Genomic DNA, 17,242 nt, shown 5'->3' on the forward strand with positions numbered 1-17,242 from the left:
ACTGCGGCCGCACCAAACACCTGCCAGCCCGTGAAAGGACAAAACCATGACAGAGAGCGAACGCACCGCCCGGGCGGCGTTGTCCCGGCTCTTCGAGCCGCAGGACGCCGCGGGCCTCGCACTCGTGCAGATTGCGGGGGCGGAGGACGCGTTGAGGATCGCTTCCGGTGCGCTGGCCGCCGGTGCGGAGCTGGAGCGGGAAATGTCCCGGCTGCTGGACGAAAACAGCCAGGGCAGCGGCTGGACTGGCCTGGCCATCGCCCGGAAGCGCTGGGCGCCGCGGGTTCCGGATCTGGCGCCGGCACGGGACCTCGCAACGATGCAGCGGCTCGGCGGTCGCCTGATCATCCCCGCGGACGAGCTGTGGCCCCGGCAGCTGGCCGATCTCGGGCTGCAGGAGCCGATCTGTCTCTGGTGGCGGGGGATCGAGCAGGAGCTGCCCCCGGCCGACAAATCGATTGCGCTGGTTGGCTCCAGGGACAGCACCTCTTACGGTTCAGCTGTGACCGGAGACCTCGCGTATTCGCTGGCGCAGCGGGGATTCACGATCATCTCGGGCGGCGCCTACGGGATTGACGCGCACGCCCACCGGGCCGCGCTCGCCGGGAATCCTTCCGGCAGCCTACCGACAATTGCCGTGATGGCAGGGGGAGTGGACCGTTTCTACCCCTCCGGCAACGAGGACTTGCTGCGCGCGGTCGCGAACCAGGGTGCGGTCCTCGCCGAGGTTCCGCCCGGGTCCGCGCCGACGAGATACAGATTTCTCCAGCGCAACAGGCTGATCGCCGCGCTGGCGTCGGTCACCGTCGTCGTGGAGGCCAGGTGGAGATCCGGTGCGCTGAACACGGCGCACCACGCGGAAACCCTGGGCAGGGCCGTCGGCGCGGTGCCCGGATCGGTGCACAGCGCCAACTCCGCGGGATGCCATCGGCTGCTCCGGGAGGGCGGGGCGGTGTGTGTCACGGATGCGGGGGAAATCGCGGAGCTTGCCTCGCCCAGCGGTGAAGCGCTGCCCGAGGTCAGGGCCGGCCGGGCGGCGGTCCAGGACGGTTTGACGCTGGAGGACCTCATCCTGCTGGATGCCCTGCCGCTGCGGACCACCAGCTCGGTCGAAAAGCTCACCGCGGTCGCCGGGCTGAGCGCGGATTCGGTCCGGGCGGGACTGGGCCGGCTCGGTCTGTTGGGTCTGGCCGAGTCGCATGGCGGAGGGTGGAAACGGTCGGGCACGGCAGGCTGAGTGGCGGCCGGCTTCCCGCGGCCGGTCATCGGGTGACGCCGGCCGCGGGGCTCGCCGCCTGGTTCCTTGACCGGCGGGCGAATCCTGCCAGAGTAGGGGGGTGTCCTCCCAACAGATCCCTGCCGGCCTGGCCGCCGCAGCCCAGCGCTTCGGCCGTTATCTGGAGGCGGAACGGGGACGTTCGGCCCACACGGTGCGCGCCTACCTTTCCGACGTACGAAGCCTCCTGGAACATGCGGCCTTCGAAGGAGTCGAGGATCCCGCCGGGCTGGAGCTCGGCACCCTGCGGCGCTGGCTCGGATCGCAAAGCGAGGCAGGGATGTCCCGCGCCACCCTGGCCCGCCGCTCCGCCACGGCCCGGGCATTCACCGCCTGGGCCGTCCGGGAGGAATTGATCCAGACGGACCCTGCGCTGCGGCTGAAGGCACCGAAACGGGAGAAATCACTGCCCGGAGTGCTGCACCAGCAGCAGGTCCTTCGGCTCGTCGAAGGCGCGGAATCTGCAGCCGCCGAGGGCGGACCCATGCCGCTGCGAAACCGGGCCATGGTCGAACTGCTGTACGCCACCGGCATCCGTGTCGGCGAGCTGGCCGGCCTGGACGTGGATGACCTCGATCCCGACCGCAGGACCCTGCGGGTGCTCGGTAAGGGCAACAAGGAGCGGACGGTGCCGTACGGGCTGCCTGCGGCACTCGCGGTCGACGACTGGCTGCGCCGGGGCCGGCCCGCACTCGCCACCGGCAGCTCAGGCCCGGCCCTGTTCCTTGGCGTGCGCGGCAGACGGGTCGACCAGCGGCAGGTCCGCAGCGTCGTCCACGACCTGCTGGCGGCCTTGGGGGACACCGCCGCCACCGGGCCGCATGCCCTGCGGCATTCCGCCGCCACGCACCTGCTCGACGGCGGGGCTGACCTCCGCGCGGTGCAGGAAATCCTGGGCCACAGCAGTCTGGCCACCACCCAGATCTACACCCACGTCTCCGTCGAGAGGCTGCGGCAGAGCTACCAGCAGGCCCATCCGAGGGCCTGACCCCGGAGCGCCAGACCCAGCCCGCCGTCCCCGGAGGCCCTAGCGTGACGCTGCGCGGCGCGTCGGGAAAGACGCGCCGAATCGCACTGGCGTAATTAGGTGGGGTACGGCAGAATGAAACTCACGCCCGGCAACTTTCAAGTGTGGCTTGAAGCTCATGAGCAGCAAGAAACACCGAGAAACCGGGCAACAACTTAATAGTCTGGCAAGGATCTCCCGCATCACCACGGACCCGCGCAACAGACAGACATCCAGGCAGAGGTCGTTGGGGAAGACGTACCTACAGCTATGGAGGATGGAATGTCTGTTGCACTGACCCGCGGTGTGTTGTTCGTTCACTCGGCCCCAACTGCCCTGTGCCCCCACGTTGAGTGGGCCATAGGTTCTGTTGTGGACAAGCGGACGGACCTTGAGTGGACTGCTCAGCCAGCAGCGCCCGGAATGTTCCGGGCGGAGCTGTCGTGGACCGGAAACCCGGGCACGGGGGCACAATTGGCGTCAGCCCTCCGGGGCTGGGCGCACCTGCGCTACGAAGTCACCGAAGAGCCCAGCCAGGGTGTTGACGGCGGCCGCTGGTCGCACACCCCTGAGCTTGGCATCTTCCACGCCGTCACGGACGTGCACGGCAACATCATGGTCTCCGAGGACCGCATCCGCTATGCCTACGAATCCGGCGCGGGCGATCCCTCCGCGGTCTACCATGAGCTCTCCCTTGCCCTCGGCGAAGCGTGGGACGAAGAACTTGAGCCCTTCCGGCACGCCGCCGAAGGCGCTCCGGTGCGCTGGCTCCACCAGGTCGGCTAGGACTCCAGAGCCGGCGGACACACCGCGACACATTCCATAGCAGTGTCAGACACAAGATGGCGGCAACGTTCACAGAGAACATTGCCGCCATCGTGGCGTGCAGCGGGGGAACCGGAGCTAGATGCTCCGCACCGCGATCACGGCGTTGTGGCCGCCGAAGCCGAAGGAGTTGCTCAGCGCCGCGATGCTGCCGGACGGCAGGTCGCGGGCCGTCGTGACGATGTCGAGCGGGATCTCCGGGTCCTGGTTTTCGAGGTTGATGGTCACGGGCGCCTTGCGGTCGTAAATGGCCATGACGGTCAGCACGGCTTCCACCGCACCGGAAGCGCCCAGCAGGTGCCCCATCTGGGACTTGGTGGCGGAGACGGCGACGCTCTCCACCTGCTTGCCGAGGGCAGCCTTGAGCGCCGCATACTCGGGCTTGTCGCCGACCGGCGTGGATGTGGCGTGCGCGTTGACGTGCACCACGTCTTCAGGCTGGATGCGGCCGTCGAACATGGCAGCCTTCAGCGCACGGGTGGCGCCAAGGCCCTCGGGGTCGGGGGCCGTGATGTGGTAGGCGTCGGCGGTGACCGACGTGCCGGCCAGTTCGGCGTAGATCCGGGCGCCGCGGGCCAGGGCGTGTTCCTCGGCTTCCAGCACGAGGGCACCGGCGCCTTCGCCCATGACAAATCCGTCGCGCCCAAGGTCGTAGGGGCGTGAGGCGTGCTCCGGATCGTCGTTACGGCGCGAGAGTGCCTGCATGGCGGCGAACGCTGCGATCGGCATCGGGTGGATCGCCGCTTCGGCGCCACCGCAGACGACGACGTCGGCCTTACCGGAGCGGATCAGGTCCAGGCCCATGTGTACGGCTTCGGTGCCGGACGCGCAGGCGGAGACGGGGGTGTGGGCACCGGCGCGGGCGCCCAGGTCAAGGCTGACAGCCGCGGCCGGGCCGTTGGGCATCAACATCGGCACGGTCATCGGCAGGACGCGGCGCGGGCCTTTTTCGCGCAGGGTGTCCCAGGCGTCAAGGAGGGTCCAGACGCCGCCGATGCCGGTGGCGAAGGCCACGGCCAGCCGGTCGTGGTCGATTTCGGTGATGCCGGCGTCGGCCCAGGCCTCGCGGGAGGCGACCACGGCGAACTGCGTGGACGGGTCCATGCGCTTGGCCTCGACCCGGCTCAGGACCTCGGTGGCGGGGGTGGTGGCGCGGGCGGCAAAGTGGACGGGGAGTTCGTACTTGGCCACCCAGTCATCTTCAAGCGTGTGCGCGCCGGAGACGCCCTTGAGCGCGTTCTTCCACATTGTGGGGACATCGCCGCCGATGGGTGTGGTGGCACCCAGACCGGTAATGACTACTTTGCGTGCCATGGGATCACTCTCTGTCGGTGCGCCGGCCGCGTCCGGAACCTGGGGGAGGTTGCCGGGGCCCGCGTTTGAAAAACTTTGGGGTGGTGCAGTGGATGGTGCTGCAAAGCAGCGCGGTCCGGGGGTGCAGTTGCGCCCCCGGACCGGCCGGGGCCGAAATTAGGCCTGTGCGTTCGCGATGAAGCTGACGGCGTCGCCGACGGTCTTGAGGTTCTTGACCTCTTCGTCCGGGATGCGCACGCCGAACTTCTCTTCGGCGTTGACGACGATCGTCATCATCGAGATGGAGTCGATGTCCAGGTCCTCGGTGAAGGACTTGTCCAGTTCGACAGCCTCGGTGGCGAGGCCAGTCTCTTCGTTGACGATTTCAGCCAGGCCGGCCAGGATCTCTTCGTTGCTAGCCATGATGGCTCCTTTTCTGTTGTTGCCGTCGGCTACCGGTGTGTTGGCAGCCTCGGGCGGAAATGATTCAAACCGAGGGCTCGGCTTGCTGTGCGATATGAAGACGGGAAAGACAGGAACGGCTACGGAAGCACGATCACTTGGGCACCGAAAACCAGCCCGGCACCAAAGCCGATCTGCAGTGCAAGCCCGCCGCTGAGCTGCGGGTTCTCCTGCAGCAGGCGGTGGGTGGCGAGGGGGATGGAGGCTGCGGAGGTGTTGCCGGCGTCGGCGATGTCGCGTGCGATGATGACGTCCTCCGGGATCTTCAGCTTCTTGGCCATCTCATCGATGATCCGCATGTTTGCCTGGTGCGGGATAAAGGCGGCGAGATCATCGGCGCTGATGCCGGCAACGTCCAGGGCCTGCTGGGCGACTTTGGCCATCTCCCACACGGCCCAGCGGAACACTGTCTGGCCGTCCTGGCGGAGCGTCGGCCAGACGGCCGCATCGGTGACGGCGGCTTCTTCGGCACTCAGCCCGCCGCCCTGCCTGCCGGCCGCGGCGAGCTCGCGGAGGTCCAGCATGGAGTTGGTCATGCCGATCGCCTCCCACTTGCTGCCGTCCGAGCCCCACACCGACGGGCCGATGCCCGGGGTGTCGGAGGGGCCGATCACCACGGCACCGGCGCCGTCGCCGAGCAGGAAGGAGATGCTGCGCTCGGTGTTGTCGATGATGTCGGAGAGTTTTTCCGCGCCGACCACGAGGACGTAGTTCGCCGCTCCGGACCGAACCAGAGCGTCGGCCTGGGCAATGCCGTAGCAGTAGCCGGCGCACGCGGCGGAGATGTCAAAGGCCGGTGCCGGCGTCGCGCCGAGCCGGTCAGCGAGGCTGGCAGCGGCCGACGGGGTCGCGTACGGGTGGGTCACGGTGGAGACGATGACGGCGCCGAGCTGGGACGCATCGATGCCGGCCTTCTGCAGGGCTTCGCGGGCTGCGCCTTCTGCCATGTCAATGACGCTGATGTCTGCGGGGGCGCGGTGCCGGGTGATGATTCCGGTGCGCTGGCGGATCCACTCGTCGGAGGAGTCGATCCACTGGCAGACATCTTCGTTGGTGACGATCACGTCGGGCCGGAACGCGCCGACTCCCATGATACGGGTGTTTTCGTGCAGGGGCGCCTGCTTCAAAGTGGGCACGCTCATGCCTGTCCTTCCAGTTCTGCGAATAGGGCCAGGGCGGCGGACAGGTCGTCCGGGGTCTTGACGGTTACGGTTTTCACTCCTGGCATGCCGCGCTTGGCGAGCCCGGCGAGAGTTCCGGCCGGGGCCAGTTCAATGACGCCGGTCACGCCGCGCTTTACCAGCGTTTCCATGCAGCGGTCCCAGCGGACCGGGCGGGAGACCTGGGCAATCAGGCTCTCGACGGCGGCGGCACCGTCGGCGACCGGAGCGCCGTCGAAGTTGGAGAGTAGCGGGACCTGCGGGTTCCGCGGGTGCAGTGCGGGCCGCAGCGCCCGCAGCGCAGTGACGGCGGGGGACATGTGCGAGGTGTGGAACGCGCCGGCGACCTTCAACGGGATGACCCTGGCCTTGGCCGGCGGGTTCTCGGCGAGGGCCCTGAGCTGGTCCAGGGTTCCGGCCGCGACGGTCTGGCCGGCGCCGTTGACGTTGGCGGCCGTGGCACCGCAGGCCTCGATCGCGGCCAGGACCTCGGCCGGATCGCCGCCCACCACGGCGCTCATGCCGGTGGGGGTGGCGGCAGCGGCGGCTGCCATGCTGTTGGCGCGTTCGCGGACGAAGGTCATGGCTTCGGTTTCCGTCAGCACACCGGCCAGGGCCGAGGCGGTGATTTCGCCGACGGAGTGGCCGGCAAGGATGACCGGCAGGACGGCGAGTTCGACGTCGAACAGGGCGTTCGCAGCCACCAGTCCGGCGGCGACGATCAGCGGCTGGGCAACGGCCGTGTCCTTGATCGTCTCCTCATCCGAGGTAGTGCCGTGGGCGGTGAGGTCGATCCCAGCGATTTCACTCAGGGCGGCCAGGTGGCCTGCGACGGGGGGCAGTTCCAGCCAGGGGGCGAGAAAGCCGGGGGTCTGGGAGCCCTGTCCAGGGCAGACGATTGCAAGCACGTATCCAGCTTTCCAAACTACGGCGTGATTAACGGTGCATTCTTGCACCAAGCTCACAGGGTCACTTTGTAGGAAGTCTACAACTGCTCAGGGGGTGTTACGTGACGGCTGGCGCTCGGTGGCGGGCTTCGGCGGGGCGGCGAGCCGGCCCACAACGAGGGCCGTCTGGAGCACAAATGCCTCCCGCGGCAACAGCGGATCCCAGCCCGTGACGTCGCAGACGCGCTTGAGCCGGTAGCGCACCGTGTTGGCGTGGACGAAGAGTTCCCGGGCCGTGGCTTCCAGCGAATGCCCGAGCTCGAGGTACGTGCCCAGGGTCTCCACCAGGCCGTTGGAGGCCGCGAGCAGGGGCCGGTAGATGTTCTTGACCAGGGAGCGCCTGGCGGCGTCGTCCCCGGAGATCACGCGCTCCGGCAGGAGGTCATCGGCTGCTACCGGCCGCGGCGCGGCGGGCCAGGCACGGGCCGCAGTGAGCCCCGCGAAGGCGGACTGGGCGGAGCCGCTGGCCTCGAGCAGGGAGTCCGCTTCGGCGCCGTAGACGACCGGTCCCGGAGCGAAGAGTTCGGCAAGTTTCAGGTAGGCGGTCTCGCGGTCGTGTAGTCCGCCGAGGATGAGGATGAGCCGGTCACCCTGGATCCCGACGAGGGCGTCTTCGGCGAAGCGGCCGGCCGTGCGGCGCAGTTCGCTGACGTAGCTGGCGTTGGGTTCGGACGGGGAATTTCCCACCATGACGGTGAAGCGCTCCTGCGCCTTCCAGCCCAGGGCGGCAATCCGGGACCGCAGGGCATCGGTGTTTTCGCCGCGCAGGATGGCGTCGACGATGAGCGCCTCAAGCCGGGTGTCCCACGAGCCGCGGGTTTCAGCAGCGCGGGCGTAAACATCGGCGGCGGCGAAGGCCACCTCGCGGGAGTACCGCAGCACCGCCTCGCGCAGCGCGCCCTGGTCCGCCTCCGGGGCGATCACCGGGACCTGGTCCTCGACCACTTCGACGACGATCCGGATCAGCTGGAGGGCCTTTTGCAGGCTGATGGAGCGGGTAAGTTCGGTTGGCGCTGTGCCGAAGACGTCGGAGAGGATCCAGGACGGCGAGCTGGGCCGCTCGTACCAGGTGACAAACGCGGCGATCCCGTTCTGCGCCACCATGCCCAGCGCGGAGCGTTCGTCCGAGTTGAGCCGGCTGTACCACGGCAGCGACTTCTCCAGCTGGCGCAACGTCGTAGTGGACAGCTGCCCCACGCTGGCCCGCAGTTTCTTTAGCGTCTCAACCTTCTCCGGGGACATCGCCCTAGAGGCGGGCTTGCGTTTTACGGGAGTGGTGATCGGCTCTGCCATGCATCGAGCATACGACGCGGCCGGCCCAAGCTCCATTTGTGCAAAGGCTACAACACGCTTTGTGTTGGGTCACAGTGCCGCGGCGCAGCGGCACCGGCGTCGCGGACGGGCACCGGACGGACGGTCAAGCGCCGACTTAACCGCCGGCGGCGGCCCCCGCCTTCCGGTGGGGACCGCCGTCGTTCGCTGCAGTAGTGACTCTAGGAGTCGCCGCCTGCGTTGCCGGTGGTGCCAGCGTTGACGTTGTGCAAGCGGTATTTCTCGATTGCCTGGGCCGGGGCCTGGGCATCCACCTCGCCGCGGCGGGCCAGCATCTGCAGGGAACGGACCACCACGGAGTGAATGTCGTTCTTGAAGAAGCGGCGGGCAGCGGCGCGGGTGTCGGAGAAGCCGAAGCCATCCGCTCCGAGCGAGGCGAACTCGTTCGGGACGAACTGGCGGATCTGGTCCGGCACGGCCTTCATGTAGTCGGTGACAGCCACAATCGGCCCGGTGGCGCCGGCGAGCTGCTGGGTGACGAAGGGAACGCGGGCGGGCTGGCCGGGGTTGAGGAAGGCTTCTTCCTCGGCGGCCATGGCGTCGCGGCGCAGTTCGGTCCAGGACGTCACGGACCAGACATCCGCGGAGACGCCCCAGTCCTCGGCGAGGACCCGCTGGGCTTCGAGCGCCCAGGGGACGGACACACCGGAGGCCAGGATCTGCGTGCGTGGGCCGTCAATCTTGGCCGGCGCCAGCAGGTAGATCCCCTTGACGATGCCTTCGACGTCGAGTTCCGCCGGCGCCGCGGGCTGGGAAATCGGCTCGTTGTAGACCGTGATGTAGTACATCACGTTCCGCGACGGGTCGTTGTCCGCCAGGCCCGGCCCGTACATGCGGTTGAGGCCGTCGCGCATGATGACGCCGATCTCGTAGCCGTAGGCGGGGTCGTAGCTGAGGACCGCCGGGTTGGTCGCAGCCAGGATCGGGGAGTGCCCGTCCGCGTGCTGGAGGCCCTCACCGGTCAGCGTGGTGCGGCCGGCCGTGGCGCCGATGATGAACCCGCGGGTCATCTGGTCCGCGGCGGCCCAGAACGAATCACCCGTGCGCTGGAAACCGAACATCGAGTAGAAGACGTAGATCGGGATCAGCGGTTCGCCGTGTGTGGCGTAGGACGTTCCGGCGGCCGTGAAGGCCGCCACGGAGCCGGCCTCGTTGATGCCGGCGTGCACGATCTGGCCGGAGATGGACTCCTTGTACGCCAGGACGAGCTCGCGGTCCACGGACAGGTAGTTCTGGCCGTTCGGGTTGTAGATCTTCGCGGTCGGGAAGAACGCGTCCATGCCGAAGGTGCGGGCCTCGTCCGGGATGATCGGAACGATCCGCTGGCCGAATTCCTTGTCCCGCATCAGGTCCTTGAGCAGGCGGACGAACGCCATGGTGGTGGCCGCCAGTTGCTTGCCGGAGCCGCGGTTCGCGACCTCGTAGACCTTGTCCTCCGGGAGCGTGACCTCGGAATGCTTGGAGCGGCGTTCGGGGACGAAGCCGCCCAGCGCGCGGCGGCGCTCCATGAGGTACTGGATCTCGGGGGAGTCCATGCCGGGGTGGTAGTACGGCGGACGGTACAGGTCCCCTTCGAGCTGCTCGTCCGTGATCGGGATGCGCAGGTGGTCGCGGAAGGCCTTGAGGTCCGCGAGGGTGAGCTTCTTCATCTGGTGGGTCGCGTTGCGGCCCTCGAAGTGGGTGCCCAGGCCGTAGCCCTTGACCGTGTGGGCGAGGATGACCGTGGGCTTGCCCTTGAACTCGGTCGCGGCCTTGTACGCGGCGTAGACCTTGTTGTAGTCGTGGCCGCCGCGCTTGAGGTTCCAGATCTGGTCGTCGGTGAGGTCCTGGACCATTTCCTTGGTCTGCGGGGTCTGGCCGAAGAAGTGTTCGCGGACGAACGCGCCGGACTCGGCCTTGTAGGTCTGGTAGTCACCGTCGACGGTTTCGTTCATGATCTTGACCAGCGAGCCGTCCTCGTCCTTGGCCAGCAGGTCATCCCACTCCCGGCCCCAGACGACCTTGATGACGTTCCAGCCCGCGCCGCGGAAGAATGCCTCGAGTTCCTGCATGATCTTGCCGTTGCCGCGGACCGGTCCGTCGAGGCGCTGGAGGTTGCAGTTGACCACGAAGTTGAGGTTGTCGAGCTTGTCGTTCGCGGCCAGCTGGAGCAGGCCGCGGGACTCGGGTTCGTCCATTTCCCCGTCGCCCAGGAACGCCCAGACCTGCTGGTCGGACGTGTCCTTGATGCCGCGGTTGTGCAGGTACCGGTTCGACTGCGCCTGGTAGATCGCGTTCATCGGGCCGATGCCCATTGAAACCGTCGGGAATTCCCAGAACTCCGGCATCAGGCGCGGGTGCGGGTAGGAGGAGAGGGCGTGCCCTTCCTTGGACTTCTCCTGCCGGAAGCCGTCCAGGTCCTCCTCGGAGAGCCGGCCTTCCATGAACGCGCGGGCGTACATGCCGGGGGAGGCGTGGCCCTGGAAGAAGACGTGGTCCCCGCCGCCGGGGTGGTCCTTGCCACGGAAGAAGTGGTTGAAACCAACCTCGTACAGCGTCGCTGCACCGGCGTAGGTGGAGATGTGCCCGCCGACGCCGATATCGGCCCGCTGCGCGCGGTGCACCATGACAGCGGCGTTCCAGCGCAGCCATGCCCGGTACTTGCGCTCGATTTCCTCGTCGCCGGGGAACGGCGCTTCCTGGTCCACCGGGATCGTGTTCACGTAGTCGGTGGTGGTGACCATCGGAACGCCCACGCTCTGCGCGCCGGCCCGTTGGAGCAGGCTGCGCATTATGTACTGGGCACGTTCGGTGCCCTGTTCCTGAATCAGGGTATCCAGGGACTCCAGCCATTCGGCGGTCTCTTCCGGATCACGATCAGGCAGCTGGTTTGTCAACCCGCTGAGGATATGGGAGGTCTCTTCTCCTGCAGCCACGTCCAACCTCTCTTTGAGCGCATTCACCGGCGCCCTCAGCTCCGGCAGGGTAACTGCCTGGCGTGAACGCGACGTGTGCGACATATCGGTTACAACTGCCCGGTCATGTGCGCCGGGCAAGGTCCAATCACAACTGTGCCCGCCAGCGTCAGCGGGTCGTTCGCCCTCGCGGGCGCAGTCGTCATCAGTCACTCTAGCTCTCACATCTCGGGGATGCGTAGCCGTCGCGTGGCGGTCCCGTCGTATTTGACGGGCATACTTGTTCTGTGACGAAGTGCCGCCAGGCAGTCCCCGGATTGCTGTGTGTGACGCAGAATATGGCGGATCGCGGGGCCAACAGCTTGAAGCGCAGGCGCAAAGGGTGTTGGCTTGCAGTAATGGAAATCACTAGGTTTGTAGAAAACACCAAGCATAGGAGCAACAAGTGAGTGAGGCCGACGCCGCCACTTCGGTAAATGTGGCGGAAAAACTGGGTTTCAAAACCGGGGATCTGATTCAGGAATTCGGTTATGACGACGACGTCGACTTCGACTTGCGCGACGACGTCGAGGATCTCACCGGCTCTGAACTCTTTGATGAGGACGACCATGAAGTGGTCGACGCTGCCATTCTGTGGTGGAGGGCCGGCGACGGCGACCTCGTCGACACGCTGGTCGATCCGCTGACCACCCTGACAGAGGGCGGTGTCATTTGGGTGCTGACCCCCAAATCCGGCCGTCCGGGCTACGTTTCACCGGCCGACATCCAGGATGCCGCCCCTACCGCTGGCCTTCACGTCACCACTTCTGCGGGCGTATCCAGGGACTGGAGCGCGACCCGCCTGGTCTCGCGGAAAAACAAGTGACACAAGTGACCCAAGCCGGCACGTTCCGCACGACCGGAGATGGCGCCGTAACACCGGCTGTGCCCGCCGTCGGCGAGCCTGCCCCGGAGTTCGAACTGCTGAACCAGTTCGGCGAACCCGTGAGGCTCTCGGAACTCCGGGGCCGGAACGTCGTCCTGGTGTTCTTCCCGTTCGCCTTCTCCGGCATCTGCACGGGTGAGCTGTGCGAGATCCGGGACAACCTGGCGCTGTTCGAGGACGCCGGCGCCGCCGTGCTGGGGATCTCGGTGGACAGCAAGTTCGCCCAACGCGCTTATGCGGAGAAGGAAGGCTATGCCTTCGACCTGCTCGCGGACTTCTGGCCGCACGGGGCCGTCGCCGAGCAATACGGGGTGTTTGACCCCGCCAGCGGCATGGCCAAACGCGGAACGTTCATCATCGACGCGGACGGAATCGTGCGCTACGTCGTAGTGAACCCCCGCGGCCAGGCCCGTGACTTCAAGGCGTACCGCTCCGCTCTGGCGGGACTCGGCGGGAGCTAACGCGGTGCGGACGCGGCGGCCCGGGATCGGCATGACTGGCTTTGCCAGCTTGCCCCCGGTCCCGGCCGGGGAACCCGCCCGGGACGAGCTTGAGGTCCTGCGGGAAATCCAGGGCATTCTCGCGGGGGAGCGATTCGCTCTGTTGACCGGTGCCGGCCTCAGCACTGATTCCGGCATCCCGGACTACCGCGGGCCCGGCGCCGCCCCCCGGGCGCCCATGACGTATCAGGAATTCATCGGCGAAGCGGACAACCGGCGCCGCTACTGGGCCCGGAACCACATCGGCTGGTCCCATCTGCGCCGGGCCGACCCCAACGCCGGCCACGCCGCCGTCGCCCGGCTGGAGCACCGCGGGCTGCTCACCGGACTCATCACCCAAAACGTGGACCGCCTGCACGAGGACGCCGGGAGTGTCAACGTGGTGGACCTGCACGGCCGCTTCGATCAGGTGGTCTGCCTCGCCTGCCACCGGCGTTACAGCCGGACGCTGCTGGCGGGCGTGCTGGAAGAACTCAACCCCGGCTGGCTGGAACGGGCACTCTCCGCCGGCGTCATCGAAATGGCTCCGGACGCCGACGCCACGGTCGAGGACGCCGCCCTGATCGGCAGCTTTGTCGTGGCCCACTGCCCTGCCTGCGGCGGCACGCTCAAACCCGATTTCGTCTACTTCGGTGAGAGCGTCCCAAAGGACCGGGTGGAACGCTCGTACGCCATCGTGGACGAGGCCGGCGCCCTCCTGGTTGCCGGTTCCTCGCTGACGGTGATGAGCGGCCTGCGGTTTGCCCGGCACGCGGCCAAGCACGGAAAGCCCGTTGTGATCATCAACCGGGGGCAGACCCGCGGGGACGGGCTTGCCACCGTCAAGCTCGACGCCGGCGTCAGCGAGGCGCTCGGCTGGCTCGCTGCCGAGCTCCCGTCGCTCTGAGAACCTCACTTGGTCGCTGCCAAGCTCCCGACGCTCTGAGCCGCCCTGTGCGGCGCGGGTGCGATTGGCGCTCCGCAGGGTTCATCCGGTACAGTAACTCTTCGTTGGTTGAAGTGCGGAAGCGCGGAAACAGCGGTTTGGGTCTTTAGCTCAGCTGGTAGAGCGCCACGTTTACACCGTGGATGTCATCGGTTCGATCCCGGTAGGACCCACCAAGGAAACCCCGTCAATGCAGGCCCCCAAGGGCGCATGGCGGGGTTTCTTGTGTGCGCTGAAAGTGTCGTAGCCAACTGGCAGAGTTTGGGGTATGGAAGCCATCGGAGATTTCATCCCGGGACAGGCCGACAGGCCTGGCATTGGGATCCGCCCTGATGTGTTCAGACCGACGTCGGTGCCGGTGCCGCTTCGGCTCGGGGCAGACCTGTTCGGTGCGGTGGACGTGGCTCTTGCAGTGCTCCGGGCGTCAACCGGGGCGGCTGTGACGGAAGCGGCGCGGTTCGGGGTGGCGGAGGCTTCGGATTTCGCCGGCCGCGTGGAGGAGCTGTCCAGAGTCGTGGATCACCTGCAGATTGTGGCTGCGGCGGAGGTCGACCGGACCCGCGGCCAGGCTGCAGCTGCAGCCAGGAACGCTGCGAAGTTTGGGTCCGATGCCCCTGCCGGCTGGTTGACCGGCTGGAACCCTGAGGCGACGGCGACGGCGACTGCGACCACGGATGCGACTGCGACTGCGGCAGTTGCTGCGGCGGCTGTCGGGCCCGGTGCGGGCTGTAACGGGCCGGGTGGCGCGGATCGTGCGCAGGGCTGGGTCGATGACGGGTACCGGAACACCACCGAGTTCCTGCGGGCGAGGCTGCGGATCACCGCGGCGGAGGCGCGGCGCCGGCTGGCCCTGGCTTCAGACGTTCTGCCACGCACCGGTTTGTCAGGCCAGCCCCTGCCGGCTGGGCGGGGAGAACTCGCGGCTGTCCTCGCCGCCGGGGACATCGCCTCCCGGGCAGCGACCCTGGTCAGCCTGTCCCTGGATCGGGTCCGGCACGCGGCCGCGCCCGAGGACGTTGCCCGGATGGAGCATGCCCTGACCCGCACGGCGGTGGAGAACGACCAGGATTTCCTGACCCGGATCGCGAAGCGGTGGACGGACGCCCTGGACCAGGACGGTGCCGAGCCGAGTGAGCAGGAGCTACGCCAGCGCCAAGGCGCTTTCATCCGCCGGTCCCACCGTGGGCTGCAGCATCTGGAAATCTTCGCCACGGCCGACCAGTTCGAACACCTGGTTACGGTCATGAATACCACCGCCAACCCACGGGGCGGTGCTGCCTCCAGGCCCAACGCCGGCTCGGCCGAAAATGCCCGGTCTGACGCCCGGCCCGATGCTGACGCCAACGCGGGCGGTACCGTGGACGATGCGGCTGCGGAGGAGGCGGCTGCAGCGCGGCTGGATCAGCGCACCCGTCCGCAACGGTTGCTGGATGGCCTGGTCGGTGCGTGCAAGGTGGCCCTCGCGGCCGGAGATATGCCCGCTTCCGGAGGACTGCGCCCGCAGGTGATGGTCACCATCAACTACCGGGACCTGCTCGAACAGCTCGGCGGCGCCGACCCACAGACACGCGGACCGGGATCGGGCGCGGGAACCCTGCTGTTCACCGGACCCGTCACCGCCTCCACGGCCCGCAAGATCGCCTGCGACGCGGACATCATCCCCCTCGTGCTCGGCGGCAACGGCCGCGTCCTGGACATCGGCCGCACCTCCAGGGTCTTCCCGCCACACATCCGCAAAGCCCTCACCGCCCGCGACCAGGGCTGCGCGTTCCCCGGCTGCACCATCCCCGCAACCTGGTGCGAAGCGCACCACGTCGACTACTGGTCCCGCGGCGGAACCACCGGAACAGAGCAAGGCGCTTTGCTCTGCTCACACCACCACCACTTGATCCACAAGGAACAATGGACCGTCCAGGTCCGCACCGGTATTCCCTGGTTCATCCCCCCGCCGCACCTTGACCCAAGTCAGGTGCCACGCCGAAACCGCTACTTCCAGCTCGAATGAAACCGGAGCCGCCACCAGAGGGCCACTTGACCGGCTGACGAGGCTGGCCACCAGACGGGCCACTTGACCGGGCGCCCGGGTTCGGAGCAACGCGGATATTGTCGGAGCCTCGCCCTACCGTGGCTGGCATGGAACACGTCATGGTGAAATCTGGTACGGATGGCAGGCCGCAGGTCCTGGTGCGCGGCGGCCGCGAATGGCTTGTCGGCGCGGAGCCGGTCCGCTGGTTCGAGCGGGTGAGCTGGTGGGAGGCCGAGCGGCGGATGCCCAAGGGACTATCCCGGGTCGACGTCGAAGTCTGGCAGATCCAGGCGAGACTGGGCCGGAACCCGGGTTCCGCCCTCACGACGATGGAAATTGTCCGTGACGGCCTGGGCGGCGGCTGGCGGCTGCGGGAGGCCATCGCGGACGCGGCGTAGGCGGGGCAGAAACAGGCTCGCGGGCCGGAGCTGCCGGGGCATTGGAAAGGCCTTCCACCGCGACTATTGGGGGATGCCGCGGTGGAAGGCCTGAAATGAATATACCGTGAATTTTTGGAATTGTGAAACACGCGACGGTGATTCCGGGCCGCCCAAATGCCCAGTCGATGGCGTAATTACAGGCACATTGGCGGCGAGTGGAAGTGAACCGCGTGGGCCGGGCTAGGGCCGCTGGACCGGGACAAACACCCGGGGCTGGTTCTTCCACTCGGGTTCCATGTCCGAGATGGTCTCCCGCATGATCCGGTCCGAGGCCTCGCGGGCTGCCTCGGGGTTCCCATTGGCAATCGCTTCCGCCAGGTTTACGTGCCACTGCAGCGCCGTCGCCCGCGGGTGGTCCGGCATCAGACCGTGCACCGTCCGCCCGGTGAGGGTCTCCGCCACCTGACCCACCATGTTGGCAAACATTTCGTTTCCGGAGCCGGTCAGCAGCAGGGAGTGGAAATGGATATCCAGCTCCAGGAACCTCGGCACGTCTCCGGACTGCCCGGCGTCGCGCATTGCGTGCGAGACGTCGAGGAGTTCGCGGCGGATTTCCTCGGGGGCGTTGGCGGCGGCCAGCTCTGCGGCGACAGGTTCGACCGCGGTGCGCAGCTCCGCGAGCGAACGCAGCTGCGCGCCCCGGCCCTCGCCGGCGAGGCGCCAGCGGATCACCTGGGCGTCGAAGGGGTTCCAGCGGCTGGCCGGCAGAACCCGGATGCCCACACGCTTGGTCGTCTCCACCAGGCCGAGGGACTGAAGGACACGCACCGCTTCGCGGACCACCGATCGGGACACCTTGAGTTCCTCTTCGAGGTGCTCCGCCAGCATGACGTGGCCGGCCGGGAGATCGCCTGCGACGATGCGGGTGCCGAGGTGCTCAATCGCGCGGTGGTGGAGGCTGGTTGACATAGTCGTAAGCATAGTGCGGCGGACGCTGGTCCAGCTGATGTTTCGGGCCCGGCCGGTGCGGAGGGCCCGGGAATCATAGACTGTATGTGACGCGCCATATTCCGCCACGTGGGCACAGCTTTCCAGCCGCCCATGGAAATACATATGGTTTATTGACAGCCACTGATCCCAAGAAGATGGTCCTGGCCTCACGCGCGGGACGAAATGCACTTGTTGCACAGAATGAATTGGAGTTTTGATGTCAGCACACATCGGTGTCACCGGCCTTGCGGTGATGGGGGCCAATCTCGCCCGCAACCTGGCCCGGAACGGCTTCACTGTT

The 17,242-nt window shown here is 67.4% G+C and carries 16 protein-coding genes and 1 tRNA gene; 10 read left to right on the forward strand and 7 right to left on the reverse strand.

Annotated elements, in window-relative coordinates:
• Positions 1-46: 46 nt before the first annotated feature.
• The 3 genes from dprA (at position 47) to J2X01_RS16315 (ending at position 3,068) form a co-directional block, all read left to right on the forward strand.
• A complete protein-coding gene (gene dprA, locus J2X01_RS16305) occupies positions 47-1,237 on the forward strand; it encodes a DNA-processing protein DprA (RefSeq protein ID WP_310059674.1) in 1,191 nt (396 codons plus the stop codon).
• 100 nt (positions 1,238-1,337) lie between these two features.
• The gene (locus J2X01_RS16310) at positions 1,338-2,264 is read left to right on the forward strand and encodes a tyrosine recombinase XerC (protein WP_310059677.1); all 927 of its coding nucleotides are present in this window, start codon (positions 1,338-1,340) and stop codon (positions 2,262-2,264) included.
• A gap of 300 nt (positions 2,265-2,564) precedes the next feature.
• The gene (locus tag J2X01_RS16315; RefSeq protein WP_056426723.1) at positions 2,565-3,068 is read left to right on the forward strand and encodes a DUF3145 domain-containing protein; all 504 of its coding nucleotides are present in this window, start codon (positions 2,565-2,567) and stop codon (positions 3,066-3,068) included.
• A 117-nt stretch (positions 3,069-3,185) separates the two neighbouring features.
• On the opposite strand, the gene fabF is transcribed toward J2X01_RS16315, so the two are convergent.
• The 6 genes from fabF to aceE all read right to left on the reverse strand — a co-directional run bounded on the left by fabF (position 3,186) and on the right by aceE (position 11,216).
• Positions 3,186-4,421 carry a beta-ketoacyl-ACP synthase II gene (gene fabF, locus J2X01_RS16320; protein WP_310059685.1) on the reverse strand — a complete coding sequence of 412 codons (1,236 nt, stop codon included), beginning with the start codon at positions 4,419-4,421 and terminating at the stop codon, positions 3,186-3,188.
• A 156-nt stretch (positions 4,422-4,577) separates the two neighbouring features.
• Entirely contained in the window at positions 4,578-4,823 is a 246-nt protein-coding gene (locus J2X01_RS16325) for an acyl carrier protein (protein ID WP_011692310.1), read from the reverse strand.
• A gap of 119 nt (positions 4,824-4,942) precedes the next feature.
• Entirely contained in the window at positions 4,943-6,004 is a 1,062-nt protein-coding gene (locus J2X01_RS16330; protein WP_310059688.1) for a beta-ketoacyl-ACP synthase III, read from the reverse strand.
• Entirely contained in the window at positions 6,001-6,930 is a 930-nt protein-coding gene (locus J2X01_RS16335; protein ID WP_310059692.1) for an ACP S-malonyltransferase, read from the reverse strand. Before J2X01_RS16335 ends, J2X01_RS16330 begins: the two co-directional genes overlap by 4 nt.
• An 87-nt stretch (positions 6,931-7,017) precedes the next feature.
• Positions 7,018-8,262: a PucR family transcriptional regulator gene (locus J2X01_RS16340; RefSeq protein ID WP_310059695.1), complete on the reverse strand. Its 1,245-nt coding sequence runs from the start codon at positions 8,260-8,262 to the stop codon at positions 7,018-7,020.
• Positions 8,263-8,462: 200 nt separating this feature from the next.
• Positions 8,463-11,216, reverse strand: a complete 2,754-nt coding sequence (aceE, locus tag J2X01_RS16345; RefSeq protein WP_310059700.1) for a pyruvate dehydrogenase (acetyl-transferring), homodimeric type — start codon at positions 11,214-11,216, stop codon at positions 8,463-8,465.
• A 424-nt stretch (positions 11,217-11,640) separates the two neighbouring features.
• Here aceE and J2X01_RS16350 point away from each other — a divergent pair, with 424 nt between their 5' ends.
• From J2X01_RS16350 to J2X01_RS16375, 6 genes are all read left to right on the forward strand, one after another.
• On the forward strand, positions 11,641-12,060 hold the full coding sequence (locus J2X01_RS16350; RefSeq protein WP_310059702.1) for a DUF3052 domain-containing protein: 420 nt from the start codon (positions 11,641-11,643) through the stop codon (positions 12,058-12,060).
• A 5-nt stretch (positions 12,061-12,065) separates the two neighbouring features.
• Positions 12,066-12,581, forward strand: a complete 516-nt coding sequence (locus J2X01_RS16355) for a peroxiredoxin (RefSeq protein ID WP_374724988.1) — start codon at positions 12,066-12,068, stop codon at positions 12,579-12,581.
• 31 nt (positions 12,582-12,612) lie between these two features.
• Positions 12,613-13,506 (forward strand): NAD-dependent protein deacetylase, encoded by an 894-nt coding sequence (locus J2X01_RS16360; RefSeq protein WP_374724986.1) that lies wholly within the window; start codon positions 12,613-12,615, stop codon positions 13,504-13,506.
• Between the two features lie 139 nt (positions 13,507-13,645).
• Positions 13,646-13,721, forward strand: a tRNA-Val gene (locus J2X01_RS16365).
• Positions 13,722-13,813: 92 nt separating this feature from the next.
• Positions 13,814-15,550 (forward strand): HNH endonuclease signature motif containing protein, encoded by a 1,737-nt coding sequence (locus J2X01_RS16370; RefSeq protein WP_310059705.1) that lies wholly within the window; start codon positions 13,814-13,816, stop codon positions 15,548-15,550.
• 140 nt (positions 15,551-15,690) lie between these two features.
• The gene (locus J2X01_RS16375) at positions 15,691-15,969 is read left to right on the forward strand and encodes a hypothetical protein (RefSeq protein ID WP_310059707.1); all 279 of its coding nucleotides are present in this window, start codon (positions 15,691-15,693) and stop codon (positions 15,967-15,969) included.
• Positions 15,970-16,191: 222 nt separating this feature from the next.
• On the opposite strand, the gene J2X01_RS16380 is transcribed toward J2X01_RS16375, so the two are convergent.
• Positions 16,192-16,920 carry a FadR/GntR family transcriptional regulator gene (locus tag J2X01_RS16380; protein ID WP_310059711.1) on the reverse strand — a complete coding sequence of 243 codons (729 nt, stop codon included), beginning with the start codon at positions 16,918-16,920 and terminating at the stop codon, positions 16,192-16,194.
• A gap of 238 nt (positions 16,921-17,158) precedes the next feature.
• Between J2X01_RS16380 and J2X01_RS16385 the strand changes: the two genes are divergently transcribed.
• Positions 17,159-17,242 (forward strand): NAD(P)-binding domain-containing protein (locus J2X01_RS16385; protein ID WP_310059728.1); only part of this gene is annotated, 84 nt, incomplete at its 3' end.

Source organism: Arthrobacter ginsengisoli, from assembly GCF_031456935.1.
Lineage (GTDB): Bacteria > Actinomycetota > Actinomycetes > Actinomycetales > Micrococcaceae > Arthrobacter > Arthrobacter ginsengisoli.

Bases quoted from the DNA above. Each gene is read 5' to 3' on its own strand.
- dprA (WP_310059674.1), top strand. From the start codon at position 47: ATGACAGAGAGCGAACGCACCGCCCGGGCGGCGTTGTCCCGGCTCTTC.
- J2X01_RS16315 (WP_056426723.1), top strand. From the start codon at position 2,565: ATGTCTGTTGCACTGACCCGCGGTGTGTTGTTCGTTCACTCGGCCCCA.
- fabF (WP_310059685.1), bottom strand. From the start codon at position 4,421: ATGGCACGCAAAGTAGTCATTACCGGTCTGGGTGCCACCACACCCATC.
- J2X01_RS16325 (WP_011692310.1), bottom strand. From the start codon at position 4,823: ATGGCTAGCAACGAAGAGATCCTGGCCGGCCTGGCTGAAATCGTCAAC.
- J2X01_RS16330 (WP_310059688.1), bottom strand. From the start codon at position 6,004: ATGAGCGTGCCCACTTTGAAGCAGGCGCCCCTGCACGAAAACACCCGT.
- J2X01_RS16340 (WP_310059695.1), bottom strand. From the start codon at position 8,262: ATGGCAGAGCCGATCACCACTCCCGTAAAACGCAAGCCCGCCTCTAGG.
- J2X01_RS16360 (WP_374724986.1), top strand. From the start codon at position 12,613: ATGACTGGCTTTGCCAGCTTGCCCCCGGTCCCGGCCGGGGAACCCGCC.
- J2X01_RS16370 (WP_310059705.1), top strand. From the start codon at position 13,814: ATGGAAGCCATCGGAGATTTCATCCCGGGACAGGCCGACAGGCCTGGC.
- J2X01_RS16375 (WP_310059707.1), top strand. From the start codon at position 15,691: ATGGTGAAATCTGGTACGGATGGCAGGCCGCAGGTCCTGGTGCGCGGC.
- J2X01_RS16380 (WP_310059711.1), bottom strand. From the start codon at position 16,920: ATGTCAACCAGCCTCCACCACCGCGCGATTGAGCACCTCGGCACCCGC.